The sequence below is a fragment of the Halopseudomonas sp. genome (genome assembly GCF_047631575.1).
GTDB lineage: Bacteria > Pseudomonadota > Gammaproteobacteria > Pseudomonadales > Pseudomonadaceae > Halopseudomonas.
Window position 1 is genome coordinate 42,737 of record NZ_JBLIAB010000002.1, and the last position, 23,096, is coordinate 65,832.

General features: G+C 54.5%; 21 protein-coding genes. 12 read left to right on the forward strand and 9 right to left on the reverse strand.

The genetic code is table 11. The features are described from left to right. Positions 1–16 precede the first annotated feature (16 nt). The 4 genes from ACJAXR_RS04270 to ACJAXR_RS04285 all read right to left on the reverse strand — a co-directional run bounded on the left by ACJAXR_RS04270 (position 17) and on the right by ACJAXR_RS04285 (position 4,312). Positions 17–1,561: a carboxyl transferase domain-containing protein gene (locus ACJAXR_RS04270; RefSeq protein ID WP_415057469.1), complete on the reverse strand. Its 1,545-nt coding sequence runs from the start codon at positions 1,559–1,561 to the stop codon at positions 17–19. An 87-nt stretch (positions 1,562–1,648) separates the two neighbouring features. Further along, positions 1,649–2,812 (reverse strand): isovaleryl-CoA dehydrogenase, encoded by a 1,164-nt coding sequence (locus ACJAXR_RS04275; RefSeq protein WP_415057022.1) that lies wholly within the window; start codon positions 2,810–2,812, stop codon positions 1,649–1,651. 30 nt (positions 2,813–2,842) lie between these two features. Next, positions 2,843–3,244, reverse strand: a complete 402-nt coding sequence (locus tag ACJAXR_RS04280; protein WP_415057023.1) for a MerR family transcriptional regulator — start codon at positions 3,242–3,244, stop codon at positions 2,843–2,845. Between the two features lie 123 nt (positions 3,245–3,367). After that, positions 3,368–4,312, reverse strand: coding sequence for a LysR family transcriptional regulator (locus ACJAXR_RS04285; protein ID WP_415057024.1), 945 nt, complete (start codon positions 4,310–4,312; stop codon positions 3,368–3,370). Between the two features lie 188 nt (positions 4,313–4,500). On the opposite strand from ACJAXR_RS04285, the gene ACJAXR_RS04290 reads away from it, so the two are divergent. After that, positions 4,501–5,709 (forward strand): acyl-CoA dehydrogenase, encoded by a 1,209-nt coding sequence (locus ACJAXR_RS04290; protein WP_415057025.1) that lies wholly within the window; start codon positions 4,501–4,503, stop codon positions 5,707–5,709. Positions 5,710–5,904: 195 nt separating this feature from the next. On the opposite strand, the gene infA is transcribed toward ACJAXR_RS04290, so the two are convergent. The 3 genes from infA to aat all read right to left on the reverse strand — a co-directional run bounded on the left by infA (position 5,905) and on the right by aat (position 7,765). After that, positions 5,905–6,123 (reverse strand): translation initiation factor IF-1, encoded by a 219-nt coding sequence (gene infA, locus ACJAXR_RS04295; RefSeq protein WP_022962512.1) that lies wholly within the window; start codon positions 6,121–6,123, stop codon positions 5,905–5,907. A gap of 175 nt (positions 6,124–6,298) precedes the next feature. After that, a complete protein-coding gene (locus tag ACJAXR_RS04300; RefSeq protein WP_415057026.1) occupies positions 6,299–7,006 on the reverse strand; it encodes an arginyltransferase in 708 nt (235 codons plus the stop codon). Positions 7,007–7,069: 63 nt separating this feature from the next. Next, positions 7,070–7,765: a leucyl/phenylalanyl-tRNA--protein transferase gene (gene aat, locus ACJAXR_RS04305; RefSeq protein WP_415057027.1), complete on the reverse strand. Its 696-nt coding sequence runs from the start codon at positions 7,763–7,765 to the stop codon at positions 7,070–7,072. A gap of 230 nt (positions 7,766–7,995) precedes the next feature. On the opposite strand from aat, the gene ACJAXR_RS04310 reads away from it, so the two are divergent. The 8 genes from ACJAXR_RS04310 to corA all read left to right on the forward strand — a co-directional run bounded on the left by ACJAXR_RS04310 (position 7,996) and on the right by corA (position 18,649). Next, complete coding sequence (locus ACJAXR_RS04310; RefSeq protein ID WP_415057470.1) at positions 7,996–10,401, forward strand: DNA translocase FtsK; 2,406 nt, start codon at positions 7,996–7,998, stop codon at positions 10,399–10,401. 40 nt (positions 10,402–10,441) lie between these two features. Continuing rightward, the gene (lolA, locus tag ACJAXR_RS04315) at positions 10,442–11,080 is read left to right on the forward strand and encodes an outer membrane lipoprotein chaperone LolA (RefSeq protein ID WP_415057028.1); all 639 of its coding nucleotides are present in this window, start codon (positions 10,442–10,444) and stop codon (positions 11,078–11,080) included. After that, a complete protein-coding gene (locus ACJAXR_RS04320) occupies positions 11,064–12,404 on the forward strand; it encodes a replication-associated recombination protein A (RefSeq protein WP_415057029.1) in 1,341 nt (446 codons plus the stop codon). Before lolA ends, ACJAXR_RS04320 begins: the two co-directional genes overlap by 17 nt. 6 nt (positions 12,405–12,410) lie before the next feature. Beyond that, complete coding sequence (gene crcB / locus ACJAXR_RS04325; protein WP_415057030.1) at positions 12,411–12,782, forward strand: fluoride efflux transporter CrcB; 372 nt, start codon at positions 12,411–12,413, stop codon at positions 12,780–12,782. A 39-nt stretch (positions 12,783–12,821) separates the two neighbouring features. Continuing rightward, positions 12,822–14,105, forward strand: a complete 1,284-nt coding sequence (gene serS, locus ACJAXR_RS04330) for a serine--tRNA ligase (protein ID WP_415057031.1) — start codon at positions 12,822–12,824, stop codon at positions 14,103–14,105. Position 14,106: 1 nt separating this feature from the next. Next, positions 14,107–15,555, forward strand: a complete 1,449-nt coding sequence (gene cysG, locus ACJAXR_RS04335) for a siroheme synthase CysG (RefSeq protein WP_415057032.1) — start codon at positions 14,107–14,109, stop codon at positions 15,553–15,555. A 136-nt stretch (positions 15,556–15,691) separates the two neighbouring features. Next, positions 15,692–17,536, forward strand: coding sequence for a diguanylate cyclase domain-containing protein (locus tag ACJAXR_RS04340; RefSeq protein ID WP_415057033.1), 1,845 nt, complete (start codon positions 15,692–15,694; stop codon positions 17,534–17,536). Positions 17,537–17,584: 48 nt separating this feature from the next. Next, positions 17,585–18,649, forward strand: a complete 1,065-nt coding sequence (corA, locus tag ACJAXR_RS04345; RefSeq protein WP_415057034.1) for a magnesium/cobalt transporter CorA — start codon at positions 17,585–17,587, stop codon at positions 18,647–18,649. A gap of 15 nt (positions 18,650–18,664) precedes the next feature. Here the strand turns inward: corA and ACJAXR_RS04350 are convergent, their stop codons facing one another. Then, positions 18,665–19,459: an SDR family NAD(P)-dependent oxidoreductase gene (locus tag ACJAXR_RS04350; protein WP_415057035.1), complete on the reverse strand. Its 795-nt coding sequence runs from the start codon at positions 19,457–19,459 to the stop codon at positions 18,665–18,667. Between the two features lie 445 nt (positions 19,460–19,904). On the opposite strand from ACJAXR_RS04350, the gene ACJAXR_RS04355 reads away from it, so the two are divergent. The 3 genes from ACJAXR_RS04355 (at position 19,905) to ACJAXR_RS04365 (ending at position 22,369) form a co-directional block, all read left to right on the forward strand. Continuing rightward, positions 19,905–21,557: a sodium:solute symporter family protein gene (locus tag ACJAXR_RS04355; RefSeq protein WP_415057036.1), complete on the forward strand. Its 1,653-nt coding sequence runs from the start codon at positions 19,905–19,907 to the stop codon at positions 21,555–21,557. Between the two features lie 60 nt (positions 21,558–21,617). Then, complete coding sequence (locus ACJAXR_RS04360; RefSeq protein ID WP_415057037.1) at positions 21,618–21,749, forward strand: putative transporter small subunit; 132 nt, start codon at positions 21,618–21,620, stop codon at positions 21,747–21,749. A 101-nt stretch (positions 21,750–21,850) separates the two neighbouring features. Further along, a complete protein-coding gene (locus tag ACJAXR_RS04365; RefSeq protein WP_415057038.1) occupies positions 21,851–22,369 on the forward strand; it encodes a lipocalin family protein in 519 nt (172 codons plus the stop codon). Between the two features lie 9 nt (positions 22,370–22,378). Here the strand turns inward: ACJAXR_RS04365 and ACJAXR_RS04370 are convergent, their stop codons facing one another. Then, positions 22,379–23,044, reverse strand: a complete 666-nt coding sequence (locus ACJAXR_RS04370) for a TetR/AcrR family transcriptional regulator (protein ID WP_415057039.1) — start codon at positions 23,042–23,044, stop codon at positions 22,379–22,381. Positions 23,045–23,096: the final 52 nt, after the last annotated feature.

Here is a 23,096-nt window from a genome sequence, read left to right on the forward strand (position 1 = left end):
ATGGTCTGCAGCAGCATTACATGCGAAAGATGCCGAATCGTGTTGGTTCGATCGGCGCGTTCAAGGCGGCGGAAATAGCCAGTCCCAGAATATCGCGGGTTTGCGCAGGGTCGATGACGCCGTCATCCCAGAGTCTCGCGCTGGAGTAATAGGGGTGGCCCTGGTGTTCGTACTGATCAAGTATTGGCTGACGTAGAGCCTGTTCCTGCTCGGTGCTAAAGGTATTGCCACTGCGCTCGGCCTGTTCATGCTTGACCTGTACCAGTACGCCGGCGGCCTGTTCGCCGCCCATCACCGAAATACGCGCGTTGGGCCACATCCACAACAGACGAGGTTCGTAAGCCCGGCCACACATGCCGTAATTACCCGCACCGAAACTTCCGCCAATAATTATCGTAAATTTGGGCACGCGGGCGCAGGCCACAGCTGTTACCAGCTTGGCGCCATGCTTGGCGATGCCGCCTGCTTCGTATTTCTGGCCAACCATGAAACCAGTGATGTTTTGCAAAAACACCAATGGAATGCCGCGCTGACAGGCGAGCTCGATAAAATGTGCGCCTTTCTGCGCAGATTCGCTGAACAGTACACCGTTATTAGCGATAATCGCCACGGGATAGCCATGCAAGTGGGCAAAACCACAGACCAGCGAGCTACCGTAAAGGGCCTTAAATTCGTCGAAGACTGAATCATCAACCAGTCGGGCAATGACTTCACGCACATCATACGGTTGCTTGGGATCTGCCGGGACGATGCCGTACAGATCGCTGGCAGGGTAGCGCGGCGCCAATACTGGCTTGCACTGCAATTCACCCGCCTTGCGCCAGTTCAGATTGGCAATGCAGCGCCTGGCAATCGCCAGCGCGTGTTCGTCGTCCTCGGCGTAGTGGTCAGCAACACCGGATGTCTTGCAGTGAACGTCGGCGCCACCTAGGTCCTCGGCACTAACGACTTCACCGGTAGCGGCTTTTACCAGCGGCGGGCCCGCGAGAAAAATGGTTGCCTGGTCGCGGACCATGATTGCTTCATCGGCCATCGCCGGCACATAGGCGCCGCCGGCCGTGCAGGAGCCCATCACCACAGCAATCTGAGGAATACCACGGGCGCTCATATTGGCCTGATTATAAAAAATCCGGCCGAAATGCTCACGATCGGGAAATACCTCGTCCTGACGCGGGAGATTGGCTCCGCCGGAATCAACCAGATAAATACACGGCAGGCGGTTCTGCCCGGCTATGGTTTGCGCACGCAGATGTTTTTTCACGGTTAGCGGGTAATAGGAGCCGCCTTTGACAGTCGCATCATTGGCGACAATCATGCATTCGACCCCCTCGACGCGGCCGATACCGGCGATCAGCCCTGCGGCTGGAACGTCCTCGCCATACACCTCATGGGCGGTGAGTTGGCCTATTTCCAGGAAGGCAGAGCCGGGGTCGAGGAGGGCATCGATACGTTGCCTGGGTAACAGCTTGCCACGGGACAGATGTCGCTCCTGCGCCTTTGGACCTCCGCCCCGGCTGATCTGTTGTAGCAACTGCTGCAAATCATTGACCAATGCCTGCATCGCATCACGGTTGACGATAAACTCATTAGAATGCGCGCTGAGGCGCGTGGTCAGAATAGTCACCGGTGATCTCTCCTGCGAGATTGCTCAGCGCGTTTCATTGAAGAGTTCCCTGCCGATCAGCATGCGGCGAATTTCGCTGGTGCCGGCGCCTATTTCGTACAGCTTGGCATCGCGCAGCAGCCTACCCGTCGGGTAGTCATTGATATAGCCGTTGCCACCTAGAATTTGAATCGCTTCTAGCGCCATCTGGGTGGCCCGTTCGGCTGTATAGAGGATGACGCCTGCGGCATCCTTGCGGGTAGCTTCACCGCGGTCACAGGCTTGAGCGACGGCATACAGGTAAGCTCGGCTGGCGTTGAGTTGAGTGTACATATCCGCGACCTTGCCCTGGATCAGTTGAAACTCGCCAATGCTTTGGCCGAACTGTTTGCGGTCATGGATATACGGGACCACCTCGTCTAGACAGGCCTGCATGATGCCCACTGGGCCCCCAGCCAACACAACGCGCTCAAAGTCCAGTCCACTCATCAGTACTTTTACGCCGGCATTCAAGCCGCCGAGAATATTCTCTGCGGGCACTTCGACGTTATCGAAGACCAGCTCGCAGGTGTTCGATCCGCGCATCCCCAGCTTGTCGAGCTTGGGCCCACGAGAAAAACCTGTCCAGTCACGCTCAACGATAAAAGCGGTAATGCCGTGGGGACCTTTCTCCGGCTCGGTCTTGGCATAGATCACATAGACATGGGCATCGGGACCGTTGGTAATCCACATCTTTGTGCCGTTGAGCACGTAATGATCACCTCGTTTATCTGCCCGTAGCTTCATGCTAACGACGTCGGAGCCGGCGTTGGGTTCGCTCATAGCCAGCGCACCGATATGTTCGCCGCTGATCAGGCCAGGTAGGTAGCGAGCTTTCTGCTCAGTGCTGCCGTTACGGTTAATCTGATTCACGCAGAGGTTCGAGTGCGCGCCGTAGGAGAGGCCGACAGAAGCCGATGCACGACTTATTTCCTCCAGCGCCACCACATGGGCCAGATATCCCAGACCGGCACCGCCGTATTCTTCGCTGACAGTGACGCCCAGAAGTCCTAGGTCGCCAAAGCGGCGCCATAATTCATTGGGGAACTGGTTGTCCTTGTCGATACTGGACGCACGGGGCGCCACCTCAGCTTTGCAAAATGCGCTTACCTGCTCACGCAGCATGTCGATGGTCTCGCCCAGAGCGAAATTCAGAGAGGTGTAATGCATGTCATCACCTGTTGTTCTTGTTGGGTATGCTCAGGCGCTGATTGGGCGCCCGGATAAAGTTTTGGTCAATGCGACGTGGCAACGTTCTTCTGCGGTGTCGAGCTCGATCTGCATCTGTTGAATATCCAGCATTTGCTGCTCAAGTTGCGCCCGTCGATCGGCGATTTTTCCGAGCATGGTATTAAGTTGCTTTTGGTTACCACCCATAGGGTCGTACAGGCTGATCAGCTCCCGGCATTCAGCCAGTGAGAAACCGATGCGCTTGCCGCGCAGGATAAGTTTCAAGCTGACCTTGTCGCGTGCGCAATAAACGCGTTCCTGGCCTCGACGCTCAGGACTGAGTAATCCCTGTTCTTCATAAAAACGAATGGCTCGAGTGGTGATATCAAGCTCACGGGCCAGATCGGAAATGGAATAGGTAGCAGAATGCATGGGACGTGTTCTCTTTAACCTTTACGTTAACGTAAAGCTGAGACTGACTTCTGTCAATGGGAGGATGAGGGAGAGGGCGAAAGAGCATCCCGGCATGGAATCATGCCGGGGCCAAACAGGTATTTAAGCGGGCAGGAGGGCTGCGTCGCGTTCTTTATTCATTTTCCGTTCAAGCTGCTGCGACAGCTCGATGATCTGCTCACGCATCCAGCGGTTAGCTGGATCCTGGTCGGTGCTTTCATGCCAGAACAGATGGGTCTCGATCGGAGGCACGTCATCAATCGGCAGTTCAGAGTAATGCAGATTGTGGCGACGGGCGAAGCGCTCGGGTACGGTCATTACCATGTCGGTCGAGTCGAGCACCAAAGGTGCCATCTGATAATGCTGCGACCGCAGCACCACTCGGCGCTGTATGCCGATTTTACCCAGGGCCAGATCGACGTGGCCAAGGCCGTTGCGTCGACTGGAAATATGAATATGCGACTGTGCCAGATAGTCATCCAGGGTGATCTTGCCCTTGGTTGCCAGCGGATGGTCCTTGCGCATCACGCAGACATAACGGTCTTCGAAAAGTTTGACGTGACGGACCTGGGTGTCGGTATTGAGCGGAGCATCAATGGCGAAGTCCAGACGGCCGGCCGCCAGCTCCTTGGTTGTTTCGCGGCGCTTTGTGAGAAAGCTATCAATATTGACGTTCACTGCCTGGCGACGTATGCGCGCAGCCAGATTGGGCAATATGACTGCCTCGGACAAATCGGTCATGCTGATCCGGTAGGTCTTGGTTGCCTCATCGGGATTAAAGCTGCGGCTCTCCTGCACGGAAACTCGGAGTAACTGCAGCGCATGACGCACTGGGGTAATAATGTTCTGCGCCATGGGTGTCGGCACCATGCCCTGGGCCGTGCGCACAAACAATGGGTCGTTGAAGGTTTCACGCAGGCGGGCGAGAGCGTTGCTCACTGCGGGCTGGGTGATCCCAACGATCTGTCCGGCGCGGGTCAGGTTGGCTTCGGTATATATAGCGTCGAACACAATGAACAGGTTCAAGTCGACTTTACTGAGGTTCATCGCAACATCATCCTACGTAGGGCTTGTGAAAGACTGCCTCATTGCGAGACATCACCGATACATCATAAGCTAAGTATATATTGCTTATGAATGTTAATACACGTGGAAAATAGGTTAGATAAATTGAGACGCGTCATCTAGCATCGTTGTTGTCGTTAACACATCGTTACCAGAAAAGGCACACAACTATGGATTTCGGATATTCCCCCAAGGTCAAAGATCTACGCGAACGCGTTGACGCATTCATGCAGGAACATGTTTTCCCAGCCGAACACATCTTTCATCAGCAAGTGGGTGAGGGTGATCGTTGGCAGCCCACTGCTATCGTCGAAGAACTCAAGGTCAAGGCGCGCAAGGCTGACCTGTGGAACTTGTTCCTGCCTGAGTCCGAACTGGGCGCTGGTCTGACTAACCTCGAGTATGCGCCTCTTGCTGAATTGATGGGCCGTTCAGGTCTGGCTTCAGAAGCGTTTAACTGCAGCGCGCCGGATACCGGCAATATGGAAACCATCGTACGCTACGGCAATGAAGAGCAAAAAGAGCGTTGGGTAAAGCCACTGCTGGCTGGCGAAATTCGTTCCTGCTTTGGTATGACCGAGCCGGATGTTGCGTCTTCCGATGCGACCAACATGCAGGCCAATGCCCGTCGCGATGGTGATGAGTGGGTTATCAACGGTCGCAAATGGTGGACTTCAGGCGCTTGTGATCCACGCTGCAAAATCATGATTTTCATGGGTCTGACTGATCCCGATGCACCGCGTCACCAGCAGCACTCGATGATTCTGGTGCCAATGGATTCTCCCGGTCTGAAAGTAGTTCGTCACTTGCCTGTTTTCGGTTATGACGATGCGCCGCACGGCCATGCTGAGGTTGTACTGGATAACGTACGTGTTCCTTACGAGAACGTACTGCTAGGCGAAGGCCGTGGTTTCGAGATCGCTCAGGGTCGCCTTGGGCCAGGTCGCATTCACCACTGCATGCGCTCAATCGGTGCCGCAGAACGCGCATTGGAATTGATGTGTCGTCGTTCGGTCGAGCGTGAAGCTTTTGGCAAGCGTCTGGCCCAGTTGGGCGGTAACGTCGATCTGATTGCTGAATCGCGTATCGAGATCAACCAGGTTCGACTGCTGACGCTGAACGCCGCTTATATGATGGATACAGTAGGTAACAAGATCGCCAAAAGCGAAATTGCTCAGATTAAGGTCTCTGCGCCCAATGTGGCACTGCGCGTGATCGACCGAGCAATTCAGATGCATGGTGGTGCAGGTGTATCAGAAGATACTCCTTTGGCCCACATGTATGCCATGCAACGCACGCTGCGTCTGGCCGATGGTCCGGACGAAGTACACCGCGCAGCAATCGGCAAGATTGAGCTGGGAAAGTATATGAAGCGTTAAGCTTCATGTCACTCTGCGTGAAACGTAAAAACCGCTCCTAGGAGCGGTTTTTTTGTGCTTTCTCGCTCTGTATTTTATCGAGGATGGAGAGTTTTTTGAGCGCACAACAACACCCATCCGCGCTAACGGATGCGCATGTGAAGGGGCATTGGCGTTGGCCGATAAGGCCGGAGTTGCCGGGAACAGCGCCCCGGATTAACGAGCGCGATAGGTGATGCGACCCTTAGTCAGGTCGTAAGGTGTCAACTCGACGCGTACCTTGTCGCCGGTCAGGATGCGGATATAGTTCTTGCGCATCTTGCCTGAAATGTGAGCAGTAACAACGTGACCGTTTTCCAGTTCAACGCGAAACATGGTGTTGGGCAGGGTGTCAACAATGGTGCCTTCCATTTCAATACTTTCTTCTTTCGCCATTAAGCAAAGGCCTCTCAAATTACGGAATATCAACGAGACACTCATGCAGCGCTCGCAAAAAAGGTGAGCAATTGTGCCTGAAAACCGCACAACAACCAAGTTTGATCGCTTGTTTTTAGCTGTTTATCACAACAGGGTCTGTTTGCTAGCTAAAAGAGCAGCCGATGGTTGTGCATTAATTGATCCGGACCCACCTCTGATTGGCCAGCATCTCTAGCGGGCGATACTCGGTCTTGTAACTCATCTTGCGGCAGTTTTTGATCCAGTATCCAAGGTACACAGCGTCCATGCCGGTGCGTCTGGCTTCCTCGATCTGCCAGAGTATCGCGAAACGCCCCAGGCTGCGCCCGGGATGGTCTGGGTGAAAGAAGGTATAAACGGCTGAAAGGCCATTGAGCATGTGGTCAGTCACGGCTACAGCCAGCAGTACCCCATCGAGACGAAATTCGTAAAACAGACTGAAAGGCCAGTCCCTAACCAGGAAAGAATCGAACTGTTGACGACTGGGGGGATACATATCGCCATCAGCATGTCGCGATTCGATGTAGTGGGCATAGAGTTCATAGATTTCGTCAGTCAACCTGGGAGGTTGAGGACTGACTTCAAGGTCCACGTTACGCTTGATGATACGTTTCTGTTGGCGGCTTGGCGCGAAATCTGCCGCTGGCACTCGTGAAGCGACACAGGCACTGCAGGCCTGACAATGCGGTCGGTATAGATGATCGCCACTGCGACGGAAGCCCAGCTCCGAGAGATGACTATAGGTTTCCACGTCAATCGGCAGCTGAGGATCGAGAAATAGGGTTGTGGCACGCTCGTCTGGCAGGTAGCTGCAGGCATGGGGATGGGTAGCGTAGAACTTGAGATGGGCGAGGTTGGTCATGGACGTATGCTCGGCAAGAAGTTTTGCACTCCAATAACATTATTATATTCCCTGTGCGTTCCGCTATAACACATTGTATGCCCACCTATTTTTTGCGTTTAAAGGGCAAAGTTGCGTCAATTTACGTATAAATTCGTCGCGGCTAATCGACTCGGCGCCCAGACTGAATAAATGCTCGGTCGGCATCTGGCAGTCGATAAGGGTGTAGCCCCAATGTTCCAGTTGCCGGACCAGAAAGATAAATCCCACCTTGGACGCATTGCTACGCCTGCTGAACATGGACTCTCCAAAAAAAACGCTACCCAACGCAACGCCATACAATCCGCCGACCAGTTGGTCGTCTTTCCAGACTTCAACTGAGTGAGCTACGCCAAGCCGATGCAGTTCGCAATAGGCCTGTTGCATCTCGGTAGTGATCCACGTGCTGTCGCTATAGTCTCGCGGCTCAGAACACGCCCGAATGACAGCAGGGAAATCCTGGTCCAGAGTGACTACTAGCTCTGTTTTGCGCAGATGCTTCAGCATGCTACGTGATACGTGGAGCTTGGCGGGCTGTAAGACGGTTCGCGGATTGGGCGACCACCAAAGCAGCGGTTGGCCATCCTGATACCAGGGAAAAATGCCTTGGGTATAAGCTCTTAGCAATCTCTCCGGGGACAGATCGCCACCGGCTGCAAGTAACCCCTCGGGCTCGGCCATTGCCAGACTGGGGGAAGGGAAGGCCAAGCTGTCGGAACGCAGCCAGGTCAGCTGGGGCATAAAAGGGCGCCTTGATAGCGGTTAAAGTGTTTAAATATTTTATCAAGATACTGATATAAGTTATTGTGATTCATGGATATAGTTTCATAATGGGATGCAGTACGGTTCACCTGCGGTGCCCACAGCTTATACTCGTTCCCGAAACTTGACTGCCGTACGTAAAGGCAGTTGTGAATTCCCCGGCCGGACATCGTACAATACTCGGCTGTACAACGACGGAAGCCAGCGTGTTGAAGGATAACAAAGCCCAAAAAGTTACGCCTGCATGGCAGGAACAGCTCACCTTACGCTTACGCGAGGGCGCGCTGCTGGCAATGATCGCCTTGTGCCTTTACCTGAGTATGGCATTGCTGAGCTACGACACATCTGATCCGGGCTGGACCCGAAGCGGTGGACTTGGAGAGGTGGGCAATGCAGGCGGCAGCATGGGCGCTTGGATCGCCGACGTTCTGCTCCTGACGTTGGGCTATCTGGCTTATCTGTTTCCCGTCATTGTTGCGGTGAAGGTATGGCAAATGTTCCGGCGCCGACATTTACCCTTCGTCTGGAATGGCTGGTTGTTTTCCTGGCGGTTGATCGGTTTTGTACTGACATTGTTTGCTGGCACTGCGCTGGCCGCTTTGCATGGCAGCGCGCCTGAGGGTTTTCCCGAGGGAGCAGGTGCGGGTGGTGTTCTGGGCGAGTTGCTTTCTGGGTTGGCTTACCCGGTACTCAATATGCAGGGCAGCACATTGCTGTTCCTCACCTTGTTTCTGTTTGGTTTGACGGTATTTACTAACCTCTCCTGGTTTCGGCTGATGGAGTTGACTGGCAAGATCACTCTGGATGTGTTCGATCTAGTCAAGCGTGCCTGGGCTAGTTGGCGCTCTCGCCGCGCTGCAGCCGCAGTCCAGCAGGATCTGTCTGGTCGGCCGGCCAAGGCCCCGGCGGGTCGAAGCGAGCCGATCTTCAGCGCGGCTGAACAGCGCGAAGCTGAGGCGTCCCGTGCCCGCCGTCAGGAGTCGTTAGCCAAGCATGTAGCGTCACAGGAAAGCCGCCAGCCACCGGAAATAGTCCCGCCGGATACCAAGCCGGTTCAGTCGAGCGCGCGCCTGCTAAAGGAAAAGCAAGCGAGACTGTTCAGCGAATCGGTCGAGCCGGGCTCGCTTCCACCCATTTCACTGCTTGATCCCGCGACCAAAAAGACCAAGGGCTTTTCGGCAGAATCTCTGGAAGGTATGTCCCGACTACTGGAGCTCAAACTTAAGGATTTCGGCGTCGATGCTGAAGTTGAGAAGGTACAGCCGGGGCCGGTTATCACCCGCTTCGAGATTCAACCGGCTGCAGGCGTCAAGGTCAGCAAGATTACCAACCTAGCAAAGGATCTGGCCCGCTCCCTAGCGGTGATCAGCGTCAGGGTGGTAGAAGTGATACCGGGCAAGACCACGGTCGGCATTGAGATACCCAACGAAGACCGTGAAATTGTGCGACTATCTGAGGTCTTGCAGACTCGCGAATTCGATGAGGCAACCTCGCCGGTTACCCTGGCGCTCGGTCACGACATCGGTGGCCATCCGGTCATGGCCGATCTGGCAAAAATGCCGCATCTGCTTGTCGCCGGTACTACTGGCTCGGGCAAGTCGGTTGGCGTTAACGCGATGCTGCTGAGTATTCTGTTCAAGTCGCCACCCGAAGAGGTGCGCCTGATCATGATCGACCCGAAAATGCTCGAGTTGTCGGTCTACGAAGGCATTCCACACTTGCTTGCCCCGGTCGTAACCGACATGAAGGAAGCGGCCAATGCCTTGCGCTGGTGTGTAGCGGAAATGGAGCGGCGCTACAAACTGATGGCAGCGATGGGTGTGCGGAACCTCGCGGGCTTCAACCGCAAGGTCAAGGATGCCGAAAAAGCTGGAACACCGTTGACCGATCCGTTGTTTCGCCGCGAGTCAATGGAGGATATTCCGCCCGAACTGTCCACATTGCCGGTAATCGTAGTGGTTATTGACGAATTCGCTGACATGATGATGATTGTTGGCAAAAAGGTCGAAGAGCTGATCGCACGTATTGCGCAAAAAGCACGGGCTGCTGGTATACATCTGATTCTCGCAACGCAGCGTCCGTCGGTGGATGTGATCACCGGTTTGATCAAGGCTAATATTCCGACGCGCATGGCGTTCCAGGTATCCAGTAAGATTGATTCGCGGACCATTCTTGACCAGGGTGGGGCGGAACAATTGCTCGGTCACGGGGATATGCTCTACATGCCCCCGGGTACCAGCCTGCCGGTGCGTGTGCACGGCGCGTTCGTTTCTGACGAGGAGGTGCACCGTCTGGTCGATGAATGGAAGAAGCGCGGTGAGCCAGACTATATTCAAGACATACTCGACGGCGCGGATGACGGCGCTGGTAGCAGTTTCGACACTTCCGGCGGCATGGGTGGGGGCGATAGTGAGGAAGACGCCCTGTATGATGAAGCTTTACGCTTTGTCACCGAAAGCCGCCGTGCTTCGATTTCTGCCGTACAACGCAAGCTCAAGATAGGCTACAACCGCGCTGCCCGGATGATCGAAGCCATGGAGATGGCTGGAGTGGTAACATCAATGAACACCAATGGCTCGCGAGAGGTTATTGCACCGCCTCCGGTGCGCGACTAACGCGGCCTGACCTACTTAACTGCGGAGAATACCCCTGATCATGATCAAAACCTTCTTTCGCTCAAGCCTGGCCACTCTTTGTCTGCTAAGTCTGCCATTTGCGGCAATGGCTGACGAACAAAGTGTCGCGGCGGAGCGGTTGAATATACTGCTGTCGCGTGCCAGCACCATGAGTGCGAACTTTTCGCAGATGACGCTGAGTTCAAACGGCGCGAGCCTGCAGGAAGCTACCGGCAGCGTGGTGCTCAAGCGGCCTGGCATGTTCCGTTGGCATACCGATCCTCCAGCTGAGCAATTGCTGGTGTCTGATGGTGAACAGATCTGGCTGTACGATCCGGACCTGGAGCAGGTAACTATTCAAAAAATGGATAAACGTCTGACCCATACGCCGGCGCTGCTGCTCTCGGGAGACGTCAGCAAGCTGGAAGAGAATTTCAATATCACCGTGATCGAGAGTGGCGATGTATCCGAATTTCTGCTCACGCCCAAAGCCAACGACACACTGTTCGATAATCTTCGCCTGTCTTTTCAAGGTGAAAAGATAAACGACATGCAAATGAGCGATGCTATCGGTCAGCGCACCAACATCCTTTTCCAGAACGTTAAAACCAACGAAAGTATGCAGCAGAGCCAATTCAGCTTTGACATTCCATCAGGAGTCGATGTCATCAGTGAGTGAGGCAGGCCTCTTCCCCGATCGTGGCACTCACCAGCCGCTGGCTGCACGCATGCGGCCTGCAACCCTTGACGAATATACCGGTCAGGGTCATTTGCTGGGCTCTGGCCGCCCATTGCGCGTTGCGCTGGAGCAGGGCGCGTTGCATTCGATGATTTTCTGGGGGCCGCCGGGAGTCGGTAAAACCACTCTGGCGCGTCTGCTCGCGACCTTGGCCGATGCTCACTTTGTAAGCATCTCTGCCGTACTCGCCGGGGTCAAGGACATACGCCAGGCGGTTGAAGTGGCTCGTCAGCAGGCCTCGCAGAGCGGCAGACAAACTATATTGTTTGTTGACGAGGTGCACCGTTTCAACAAGTCCCAGCAGGATGCGTTTTTACCCTATGTCGAGGACGGTACCTTGCTGTTTATTGGTGCGACGACAGAAAATCCCTCGTTTGAACTGAATAATGCATTGTTGTCCCGCGCCCGGGTATATGTGCTCAAATCTCTTGATGAGAACTCCTTGTCCAGTCTGCTCGACCGTGCCTTGCATGATACTGAACGGGGTCTGGGTCAGCATGTACTGTCGGTCAGCGATGAAGCCAGAGGTATACTGATTGGCGCCGCTGATGGCGATGCTCGTCGGCTGTTGAATCTGCTAGAGATCGCTGCCGACCTTGTTGAGGACGGCGGCACTATCGATACCGCACTGGTCAGCGATCTGCTCAACGATACTCGCCGCCGGTTCGATAAGGGCGGTGAAGCTTTTTACGATCAAATATCAGCGCTGCACAAGTCGGTACGCGGCTCCAATCCCGACGCCTCGTTGTACTGGTTTGCGCGCATGATTGACGGTGGTTGTGATCCGCTGTTCCTCGCCCGCAGGATAGTCCGGATGGCTAGCGAAGAGGTCGGCAATGCCGATCCCAGAGCATTGACACTGGCACTGAATGCCTGGGACGTGCAGGAGCGGCTGGGTAGCCCGGAAGGCGAGTTGGCGGTGGCTCAGGCCGTGGTTTATCTGGCATGCGCGCCGAAGAGCAATGCTGTTTACAAGGCATTCAATGCGGCAATGAAAGATGTTGCCAGTCAGCCATCCTTGGAACCACCTCTGCACCTGCGCAACGCGCCGACTAAACTGATGAAGGAGCTGGGCTATAGCGAAGGCTATCGCTATGCTCACAATGAGCCGCAAGCCTATGCGGCCGGCGAGGACTACTTCCCCGAAGAACTTGAGCCGAGACGCTATTACGAACCGGTTGATCGAGGTCTGGAACAGAAAATCGGCCAAAAACTGGAATATCTGCGCGGCCTGGATGCGGCCAGCGAGACCAAAAGGAGATAGGCACTGATGGGCGCCAGTATTTTCGCAATAGCGCTTGGCGGTTCGTTGGGTGCGCTGTGCCGGTTTGGTATTGCTCAGTGGATCATGCTGACCTGGCCAAAGGCCTTTCCGTTGGCCACTTTCGCCGTGAACCTGATTGGTTGTCTGATCATAGGTATACTGTACGGTTTGTGGCTGAGCCGTCCGGAGTTTTCACCGGCACTGCGCCAGGGCCTGTTTATAGGTTTTCTGGGCGCTTTCACTACATTTTCCACGTTCTCCCTCGATGCCATCCGGTTGATGGAGAATGGCGAGAGTCTGATGGCTCTTGGATATATCCTGCTCAGCGTGTGCGCTTGTCTGCTCGCCACCTGGGCCGGTCTGTCGCTGGCTCGTTAGCCCGCCAGGCTGCCACCCGTAACCATAAGATGATGACTTATGCTTGATCCGAAATTGGTCCGTAGCCAACCTCAACTGGTCGCCGAGCGACTCGCTACGCGCGGCTTCGTGCTTGATGTAGCCCAGCTGGAGAGCCTTGAAGCGCGCCGCAAGACGGTTCAGACCCGTACTGAAACCCTTCAGGCCGAACGCAACAGCCGCTCCAAGTCGATTGGTCAGGCCAAAGGCCGTGGTGAAGACATTCAGCCCTTGCTGGCTGATGTGGAACGCATGGGCACCGAATTGAGTGAGGCGAAGCTGGATCTGGATGTCATCCAGGCTGAGCTCGATACCTTGCTGCTGAGCATGCCCAATCTGCCAGAAGAAACAGTCCCGGTTGGTGCTGATGAGGACGACAACGTTGAGGTGCGCCAGTGGGGCACTCCACGTGAGTTTGATTTTGATCCGCGCGATCACGTGTCGCTGGGGGAGCAGCATGGTTATCTGGACTTCGAGACCGCAGCCAAGCTGTCCGGAGCCCGTTTTGCCCTGATGCGTGGCCCAATGGCTCGCCTGCATCGCGCTCTGGCCCAATTCATGCTGGATGTCCATGTTAACGAGCATGGCTACGAAGAGCTGTATACCCCTTACCTTGTGCAGGCCGAAGCGCTTCAGGGTACTGGTCAACTGCCCAAGTTCGAGGCGGATTTATTCCGCGTACCCCGAGGCGAAGATCAGCGCGATCTGTATCTGATTCCCACGGCGGAAGTAACGCTGACCAATACGGTCAGCCAAAGCATTATCGACGCTGACAAGCTGCCTATGCGTATGACCGCACATACGCCCTGTTTTCGCAGTGAAGCCGGCTCGGCTGGACGTGATACCCGCGGCATGATCCGGCAGCACCAGTTCGACAAGGTAGAAATGGTACAGATCGTTCGTCCCCAGGACTCTGCCGCTGCATTGGATGAACTGACGGGGCATGCCGAGAATATCCTCAAGCTGCTGAACCTGCCGTATCGCGTGCTTGCTCTTTGCACTGGCGATATGGGCTTTGGCGCAACCCGCACGTACGACCTGGAAGTCTGGATTCCCAGCCAGAACAAGTATCGTGAAATATCGTCCTGCTCCAGCTGTGGTGATTTCCAGGCCCGACGCATGCAGGCGCGCTGGCGTAACCCGGAAACCGGCAAGCCAGAGCTGGTTCACACGCTGAATGGCTCGGGACTGGCTGTTGGCCGCACATTGGTAGCGATTTTAGAAAATTACCAGCAGGCTGATGGCAGTATTCTGATTCCTGAAGTGCTCGAGCCTTACATGCTCGGCATTGGGCAGATCGGCTGATATGGAGTATTTGCCGTTATTTCATAATCTGCAGGGCCGAGTGGTTCTCGTGGTCGGTGGCGGTGAGATAGCGCTGCGCAAGTCACGACTGTTGTCTGAGGCGGGCGCAGTTCTGCGGGTTGTGGCACCCGAAATAGAGCTGCAACTGGCAGAGCTAGTCGCTCAAGGGGGTGGTGAGTGCATTGAGCGTGGATATCTCGAGGTCGATATGAACGGCACCCAGCTGGTTATCGCCGCCACCGACGACGAACCGCTGAATGCGCAAGTGTCTGCTGATGCCCAGGCTCGGTTCCTGCCGGTCAATGCGGTGGACGCACCTGATTTGTGCACTGTTATATTTCCAGCGATTGTTGATCGCTCACCTCTGATCATTGCTATTTCAAGCGGAAGTCATGCCCCGGTGCTGGCCCGTTTGACCCGTGCGCGGATCGAGACGTTGTTTCCGTATACCTATGGCAAGCTTGCCCAGTTGGCCAAGCGTTTTCGCAGCCAGGTGAAAGCGGCCTTTCCGCAGATCAATCAACGCCGCGTGTTCTGGGAAGATGTGTTCCAAGGCGATGTAGCCGAACGTATTTTTGCTGGGCAGGATGAAGCTGCGGAGCGCTTGCTGGCGAGCCGTCTGGCTGATCAGGCAGGGCAGAGCTACCGGGGTGAGGTATACCTGGTAGGGGCTGGGCCGGGGGATCCTGACTTGCTGACTTTCCGTGCACTGCGTTTGATGCAACAGGCGGATGTGGTGTTGCATGATCGTTTGGTGCCGACAGCCATCATCGATTTGTGCCGGCGAGATGCAGAACGCATTTACGTCGGTAAAGCGCGTTCGGACCACGCTGTACCTCAGGAACAAATCAATCAGTTACTCGTGCGGCTGGCTGGCGAGGGCAAGCGTGTGCTGCGTCTTAAGGGCGGTGATCCGTTCATTTTCGGCCGTGGTGGAGAAGAAATAGAAGAGCTGGCAGCTCACGGAGTGCCATTTCAGGTGGTGCCGGGCATTACGGCAGCTAATGGTTGTTCAGCCTATGCCGGTATCCCGCTGACCCACCGTGACTACGCGCAATCCGTGCGCTTTGTCACCGGTCACCTCAAGGATGGCACCAGTAATCTGGAGTGGCAGGGGCTGGTCGCTCCAGGGCAGACGCTGGTGTTTTATATGGGGCTGGTTGGTCTGCCGGAGATATGCCAAAAGCTGATTCAGCACGGACGGGGTGCGGATACACCTATGGCACTGGTTCAGCAAGGCACGACTGCAAATCAGAAAGTACTGATCGGGACGCTGAGCACTATGCCCGATCTGGTTGCAAACACAGCCATCACACCGCCCACGCTGCTAATTGTGGGTGAGGTAGTGAATCTGCATGGCAAGCTAAAATGGTTTGCTCCAGAAAGCGTCGAAACAGACACCAAAGGCGTACTGCGTTCCACGCAGAATTCGGGTAACGTCGGAACATAGACTAAATTCTTACCACTATAGCGGTAACGCATTGATAACATTTGCGCCCCGCAGGAATGACCTTCAGCAGTACCGATGAAACGGAGTTCGTGTGCAGACGATAGACGTAATTCGACGACGCAGATCGCGGCATGGAATGACGCTGCTAATAGTATTCTGTTTCTTTACCAGTCTGTTTCTGCTGGCTCAACACGCAGACGCTGCTTCGACTGATCTACAGATTAGTAATGAGCCCAGCTATGCCTTGTCCAGGTATTTTTCTGCTCTGAAATATGACGGTTCAGATCTGACGCTGGAGGAGGTTCGTCGAAAGCGCGAAGCGGGCGAGTTCAGCAGTGTGGACCCCAGGTCGACATCAGCGACCAATTTCGGCCTCACGCGATCCAAGATCTGGTTGCATCAGAACTTCACGACAGATGCCATACTGCCCGAACGTTGGCTTCTCGAAGTCGCGCATTCCTCCCTCGACAGCGTCGATGTTTTTATTGCCGAGGAGGGCGGGGATTATCTCCGGCAACATGCTGGAGACCAGTTACCCTTTGCCGCTAAAGCGTTACCCCATCGACATCATCTTTTCGAGCTCAACCTCAAGCCGAGCACAGGCTATAGCCTGTATGTACGAGCAGAATCGAGCGGAACACTGTCGGTCCCGGTCAATCTTTGGCAACCCGATGCATTGTGGGCGGACGATCAGGTCAGTTATGCCTTGCTCAGCTGCTACTTCGGGTTGTTGGCTGGCTTGATGGTTTATAACCTTTTCCTGTTCCTCTCGCTGCGCGATAAACTGTATTTGTTCTATGTTGCCTTCATCGGCTTTCTGGCACTCGGCCAAGCCGGACTGGCTGGCCTGACGGGTCAATTTATGTGGCCGAATAATGCGCTGCTTACGCACCTGTCGCCGACGGGCGGAGTTTCCTTGGCGGGGATCTTTGGCGTTTACTTTGCGCACAGATTTCTCGGCTCCACGCCGCGCGACCTGAAGATGCAATGGGTTATGCCGTTGCTGGGTATAATGTTTGCGACCAGTTTCACTATCACATTGTTCGTCTCTTACTTTGTGGCTGCGGTGTTGATCAATATCACATCGCTGCTCTTTGCTCTTAGTGCCTTTTTAATGGGCGGTGTGAGCTTGTATCGCGGACAACCCGGGGCACGTTTCTTTGTACTTGCATGGGTCTCGTTGTTGCTAAGTATTCTTGTTATTGCCCTCCATAATTTGGGAATATTGCCCTCCAATGGATTTACTGCCAATGCGCTGATGTTCGGTTCGGCCGCGGAGATGCTGCTGCTGTCACTGGCTCTCGCTGATCGAATCAACAGCCTGCAGCGGTTGCAGGACCAGGCGCAGCAGGATGCCCTGAAGGTCAATCGGGAGATGGTTGATGCATTGCGTGAAAGTGAGCGTCAGTTGGAGAGTAGGGTCACCGCACGCACTGCGGAGCTGGAGCAGACTAACGACGAGCTGACACGCAACAAGGAGTTATTGGAAAAGCAGGCCAACCATGACGCGCTGACCGGGCTAGCCAACCGCAAGCTTCTCAAGGATCGCCTGCTCGGAGCTCAGCTGCGATCGCAGCGTAATCAAAAAAACTTTGCGTTGCTGGTAATCGATCTTGACAGATTCAAACAAGTCAATGATCGCTTTGGTCACATAGCGGGCGACGAAGTGCTGATTCAAGTGGCGAGGCGTCTGCAATCGCACTTGCGTGAAGTTGATACGGTTGCGCGCATCGGTGGCGACGAGTTCGTCGTGATTCTCGAGTCGGTCAGAAGCCGTGACGCAATCTTGATTCTCCAGGGTCATCTACTGGCAGATGTGGCCAGGCCTATCCTGGTGAGAGAACAACAGGAGGTCTCAATAGGCATGAGCATCGGTATGGCGATCTACCCCGAAGATACCACCGACATAGAGAGTCTGTTTCATATCGCCGATCGACAGATGTACGCCGCCAAGCCGAGCGACGCGGTGGAAGCAGACTGACTCCGCCATCTCCGGCGTTGCAGTAGACCATACACAGGGGTAAACGCCATGGCGCGAAGGCTGGTAGTCAAGCGCGGTAAAAAGATCGGTGCAGCGCCTGGAACCCTTGTGCATATTGGGGACCACGGCGCGTTCGAAAGCGTTCTATCGCTGATGGTTTATGACGAAAACCAATTGCAGAGTCATGAGGGTATTACCACAGCTCAATGTCAGGCTTTGATTGGTCAACATGGTGTCAAATGGCTGAACATGTATGGGGTCCACCAAGCCTGCAGTGTTCAGGCGTTGGGCGAGATCTTTGGACTTCATCCGTTGGTGCTCGAGGATATTCTCAACACCGATCAGCGACCGAAAGTGGAGGACTATGAAGGCTATCTGTACATTGTGCTGCGCATGCTACGCTTCGACGAATCGCGCCAGCAGATCCATTCTGAACAGGTCAGTCTGATTCTTGGCCAGGATTACGTCTTATCCATGCAGGAAAAACCAGGAGATGTATTCCAGGGATTGCGCGAGCGAATTCAGAGCGGGCGGCGAATACGATTTATGCAGGCTGATTATCTGGCCTACGCGATTCTCGATTCAGTTGTAGATCATTACTTCGTGCTGCTGGAAAAACTCGGCGACGAAATCGAAGCGCTGGAAGACGAGTTGCTGATTAAGCCCGAACCCGGGACATTGCAACGAATACATCATTTCAAGCGTGAAATGCTCATGCTGCGCAAAGCGGTCTGGCCGTTGAGGGAGGTGCTCAGTCAACTCGCGCGTGACGATCATCCGCTCATCAGCAAGGAAACCCGGCTGTTCATGCGCGATGTCTATGACCACAGTATTCATGTGATTGACACGATTGATACTCTGCGCGATTTGCTGGCGAGCATGCTGGAATTGTATCTGTCGAGCATCAACAACAAGATGAACGAGGTAATGAAGGTGCTCACCATCATTGCCACACTCTTTATGCCTCTCACGTTTATCGCGGGTATCTACGGCATGAATTTCGAGTACATGCCGGAGCTTGTATGGCGCTGGGGTTACCCCTCTGTATGGCTTGTTATGCTTTTGGTCGCCAGCGGATTATTGCTGCTGTTCCGCCGGCGGGGTTGGCTCTGACCGAACCAGATTCAATCAGGTAAGCGTATCGACAATGCCGCCCTCGACGCGAAGCGCTGCGCCAGTGGTAGCGGAGGCTTGTTTCGAGCACACATAAACGACCATGTTGGCCACTTCTTCGGGTGTAGTGGCGCGCTGAATTATAGAAGAAGGACGCTTGGCTTTGACGAACTCGCGGGCAGTATCTTCAACGCTCATGCCGTTTTTCTCAGCAGAAGGCTCGAGCATCGCCATGACACCTTCGGATAGCGTCGGTCCTGGCAATACCGCATTAACGGTCACGCCTGTACCCGCCAGACGTTTAGCGAGGCCGCGAGACACAGACAGATTGGCCGACTTGGTAAAGCCATAATGAATCATCTCAGGCGGTATATTGATACCTGACTCTGACGACAAGAAAACCACTCGGCCCCAGCCTTTCTTCACCATGCCCGGCGCGTAAGCCCGTGAAATTCTGACACCAGACAGCACGTTCACTTCAAAGAAGCGTTGCCAATCTGCATCTGGAATCTCAAAAAAATCGGTTGCCTCGAATATGCCCATATTATTGACCAGTATGTCGGTGTGGGGTTCGGCGTTGACCAGCTTCTCGCAACCCTCGGCAGTGGCCAGGTCTGCCGCTACGCCGCGCACATTGGCATCGGGGCAGGCCAAACGGATGTACTCAATCGCGGCATGTACGCGCTCTTCGGTGCGCCCATTAACGACCACACTGGCACCGGCATGCGCCAACCCATGGGCGATGGCCAGTCCAATACCTGCGGTGGAACCTGTAATAACCGCAGTTTTGCCAGATAAATCGATCAGCATTACTTGTACTCCTTCAATTGAGGGTGGCGAATCCGGCCACCTATCTTGGTGGATAGTGTAGACGCTGCATTCAGTCAGAAAGCGTACAACGATGCACGCTGGCGATTGACACATAAAGTTACGGCGTCGCTGAGCTCCCGTGTTTAGGGCCTATTCGGGGAATCATGGCTGGACGAGTCGTGCCCAAGGGGGTAGGGTGTGAGCTACCGGATCGAACCTTTCAGCGCTTTTTGCGCCTGATTGCGTGTGTTTATCTGGCCGCTTTATCACGGCATTTTCACCGCCGGACTCTTGCACTATCAGGCTGCTAAGTGCGGTCTTTATCTCGCTACAGACATACCTAGAAAGATGTTCTGTTTTTGCTTACGTCCTCTGGCGACCGCTCCTTAAATGGAATTCTGGTTGCTGCGAAGGATGATAGGGCTGCATAGCCTATGGGTATTTAATGAACGAAGAAAGTTTCTATCAGTTCTCGACACTGACCGTCCTTGCTTTGCTTGCCGCTTTTTACGGCGGCACTTACCTGCTGACATTGCTCATCAAGAAAAAAAAGGAAAATACCGACGCCTTCATGGTGTCTAACCATCAGATTGGCTTTGGTCTGGGAGCTGCGAGTATGACCGCGACCTGGATCTGGGCTGCCTCGTTCTATGGCGCCGCCACCTCAGGTTATACCTACGGTATTTCTGGCCCCCTGCATTACGGCTTATGGGGTGCGCTGATGATTCTTTTCATCTACCCCTTTGGTAAGCGCTTCCGTGAACTCGCACCCAACGCTCATACCCTGGGTGAGCTGATACACGCCCGGCATGGTTCTTCCAGCCAGTTGATTCTTGCATCCTCCAATATCCTGGGCAGTATCATCAGCCTGATGGTTAACTTCACGGCTTCAGGCGCTCTAGTCTCAGTGCTGTCGCCGCTGTCGTTTCAGGCCGGTGTGGTGATCGCAGGGGTCGGGGTTCTGTCCTACACGCTGTGGTCAGGCTTTCGCGCCTCGGTCCTTACTGACTTTGCCCAGCTGATGGCGATGATGGCAGTGGCAATCCTGATCATCCCTGCGGTGCTATTTGCCCTTGGCGGCCCAAGTACGTTGTCGGACGGTATGAGTCTGCTGACACCAGAACAAGCAAATCTGTTTTCGATGGACGCTATTCTCAAACAGGGCGCACCCTTCTTTGTGGCTGTTCTGGCTTACGCCATCGGTAACCAGACCATCTCACAACGGCTGTTCGCCGTGCGTGAAGATCACATCAAGCCAACCTTCATTACGGCCACTATCGGCTATGGTGCGATCGTCATCGGGCTGGGTATGATCGGTCTGATGGCGCTGATGACGGGCATGGAGCCGATTGACGGCGACATGAACAACCTGATTCCGCAAATGGTCTCGATGTACCTTTCTCCGGTATTTATCGGGCTGTTCTTCATCCTGGTTATCGGCTCGCTGTCGTCGACTGCTGATTCGGACCTCTCCGCCATGTCAGCGATCGTTATGGCAGATGTATATGGCAAGAACATTGCCAAAAACAAGCCCGACCCCACCAAAATGCTGCTGATCGGTAGGCTGACCATGATTGTTGCGACGCTGATCGGGGTGATTCTTGCCAGCTTCTCCATGGATATCCTGATCATGCTGGTCTTCGTTGGTGCACTTTGGGGAGCGATTGTCTTTCCGGTGATCGCCAGTTGCTTCTGGAACCGGGTCACCAATATGGCTTTCACTTCCGCGGTGGTTGCCGGCTTGCTAATGTTCTGTATCGCTCGTTTTGAAATGCTTCCAATGGTCAGTGCGGTCGCCGTCTTATTCGAATTGCTCGCAGCCGTGGGCGGCGGTGTGGTGCTAGGACTGATGGCCTTTGGTTTCTGCGGACGCCGAGTGGGTTTGATTGTCGCTGCCATCGGCGCTGTAGGACTGGCTTTCCTGTGCGTTGGCTTCCTGCGCGACTATACGGTGCTGCTGGCATCGCTAATGGCTTACGGCGTTAGCACAATCGTTTGTGTCGTTATCAGTCTGCTGAGTTCGAGCGAGTTCGACTTCGCACAGATCGATCAGAACGTTATTAATTATGATCCGGCTAAGCCTGTTGCTGAAGCCTGAATTGTATAAGCTCCATCAACTAGTGCGCAGTAGCGCACCAGCCAGAAACTGGGAATAAACATGCAAACATTTATATTGGCGTTTTATGTATTGATCTGGCCGTTGGTGTCACTCGCCGTACTGGCGGTCATTGGCGTGGCCACGGTGAGAGATATTCGTCTCGCCCGGCGCGAGAAGCGCGAATTGGTGTAACGATCGGCGAACAAATCGATCAGCCTTGCTACACTCTATGACGAAGGGCCTTATGGGCCCTTTTTCTGTGTACTCATGACGACTGACTTTATAGGTGACATATGAATTTCCGACAGATGATGGCTGTGCTTTTTACGCTTGTATTGAGCGGCTGCGTCAAGCTGCCGGACAACGTTCAGCCGGTCACGGGTTTTGAGCCCGATCGCTATCTAGGTACGTGGTATGAAGTTGCGCGGCTGGATCACTCTTTCGAGAAAGGTCTTAGTAAGGTCACTGCTGAGTACAGCCTGCGTGTAGACGGTGGGCTACGCGTAATCAACCGGGGCTTCTCAGCCGATGAAAGCGAGTGGCAGGAGGCCGAAGGCAAAGCCTTTTTTGTCGAGGATCAGAATACGGGATACTTGAAAGTATCATTCTTCGGTCCTTTTTACGGCGCCTATGGGATCTTTGGCCTGGACAAAGAAGACTATAGTTACTCTTGGGTATCAGGCCCGGATACCGGATACCTCTGGTTACTCGCACGCAGCCCGGAGGTGAGTAATGAGCTTAAACAAGCGTTTGTCAGCCGTGCAGACGAGCTAGGTTTTGATACCAAAGAACTCATATGGGTTGAGCATTGAGCAATGTATTTAGCTGCTGCATTTATTGCAAACCTGATCTGAGGCTGCCTCTAACGCAGTCAGTAGCAGGTTGACTGCAGATTCGACCCGATAGCGCAGCTGCTCAGCGTTGGGTGCTGGGCACCCATTCATCAGCAGGCCGTGAACCAGACTGCCTTTCCACATCCCGATCAACTGCTCGGCTCTATGCAGAGGGTCATCTACCTGTAGTTGTCCCCGTTCAGCCGCGCGTTCAAGGCATCCAGCAGCACGCTCAACGAATGCACGCGGGCCGTCGCGGTAAATCAGCTTCCCATGTTCGCAATGACGCGCGCCGTGCGTGATGACTGTGCGCATGATGCGTACGCCCTGGTCACTGGTAAGAAAGGCTAGTAGTTGAGTGCCCAGTGCAATCAGTTGTTCACGCAGATCGTCGATCGAGTTGACCGGGGCAGGGCCCATGCCTGCCATTTCATGGTGCTGTCGTGCAAGTACACCGCGCAGTAGTGCTTCGGCATTATCGAAATGGCGGTAAATGGTGCCTTTGGATACACCCGCGCGCCGGGCAATACCCTCGATGGTGAAATGCATGTCGCCGTCTGCAAAGCTATCCAGAACTGCGTCTAGAATGCGGTCGAGCTTTTCCATGTCAACCGGCCGGCCGGGGCTGGGCGGCTGCAGATCTTTGTCATTCATCGAACCACTACTCCGGTCTCGTACTTTTGGCGGTAAAGGAGGCAGTTGTCGA

Coding starts and splice junctions, on each gene's coding strand:
- ACJAXR_RS04270 (WP_415057469.1), bottom strand. CDS start 1,561: ATGCAGGCATTGGTCAATGATTTGCAGCAGTTGCTACAACAGATCAGC.
- ACJAXR_RS04275 (WP_415057022.1), bottom strand. CDS start 2,812: ATGCATTACACCTCTCTGAATTTCGCTCTGGGCGAGACCATCGACATG.
- ACJAXR_RS04280 (WP_415057023.1), bottom strand. CDS start 3,244: ATGCATTCTGCTACCTATTCCATTTCCGATCTGGCCCGTGAGCTTGAT.
- ACJAXR_RS04285 (WP_415057024.1), bottom strand. CDS start 4,312: ATGAACCTCAGTAAAGTCGACTTGAACCTGTTCATTGTGTTCGACGCT.
- ACJAXR_RS04290 (WP_415057025.1), top strand. CDS start 4,501: ATGGATTTCGGATATTCCCCCAAGGTCAAAGATCTACGCGAACGCGTT.
- infA (WP_022962512.1), bottom strand. CDS start 6,123: ATGGCGAAAGAAGAAAGTATTGAAATGGAAGGCACCATTGTTGACACC.
- ACJAXR_RS04300 (WP_415057026.1), bottom strand. CDS start 7,006: ATGACCAACCTCGCCCATCTCAAGTTCTACGCTACCCATCCCCATGCC.
- aat (WP_415057027.1), bottom strand. CDS start 7,765: ATGCCCCAGCTGACCTGGCTGCGTTCCGACAGCTTGGCCTTCCCTTCC.
- lolA (WP_415057028.1), top strand. CDS start 10,442: ATGATCAAAACCTTCTTTCGCTCAAGCCTGGCCACTCTTTGTCTGCTA.
- ACJAXR_RS04320 (WP_415057029.1), top strand. CDS start 11,064: ATGTCATCAGTGAGTGAGGCAGGCCTCTTCCCCGATCGTGGCACTCAC.
- crcB (WP_415057030.1), top strand. CDS start 12,411: ATGGGCGCCAGTATTTTCGCAATAGCGCTTGGCGGTTCGTTGGGTGCG.
- serS (WP_415057031.1), top strand. CDS start 12,822: ATGCTTGATCCGAAATTGGTCCGTAGCCAACCTCAACTGGTCGCCGAG.
- cysG (WP_415057032.1), top strand. CDS start 14,107: ATGGAGTATTTGCCGTTATTTCATAATCTGCAGGGCCGAGTGGTTCTC.
- ACJAXR_RS04340 (WP_415057033.1), top strand. CDS start 15,692: ATGACGCTGCTAATAGTATTCTGTTTCTTTACCAGTCTGTTTCTGCTG.
- corA (WP_415057034.1), top strand. CDS start 17,585: ATGGCGCGAAGGCTGGTAGTCAAGCGCGGTAAAAAGATCGGTGCAGCG.
- ACJAXR_RS04350 (WP_415057035.1), bottom strand. CDS start 19,459: ATGCTGATCGATTTATCTGGCAAAACTGCGGTTATTACAGGTTCCACC.
- ACJAXR_RS04355 (WP_415057036.1), top strand. CDS start 19,905: ATGAACGAAGAAAGTTTCTATCAGTTCTCGACACTGACCGTCCTTGCT.
- ACJAXR_RS04360 (WP_415057037.1), top strand. CDS start 21,618: ATGCAAACATTTATATTGGCGTTTTATGTATTGATCTGGCCGTTGGTG.
- ACJAXR_RS04365 (WP_415057038.1), top strand. CDS start 21,851: ATGAATTTCCGACAGATGATGGCTGTGCTTTTTACGCTTGTATTGAGC.
- ACJAXR_RS04370 (WP_415057039.1), bottom strand. CDS start 23,044: ATGAATGACAAAGATCTGCAGCCGCCCAGCCCCGGCCGGCCGGTTGAC.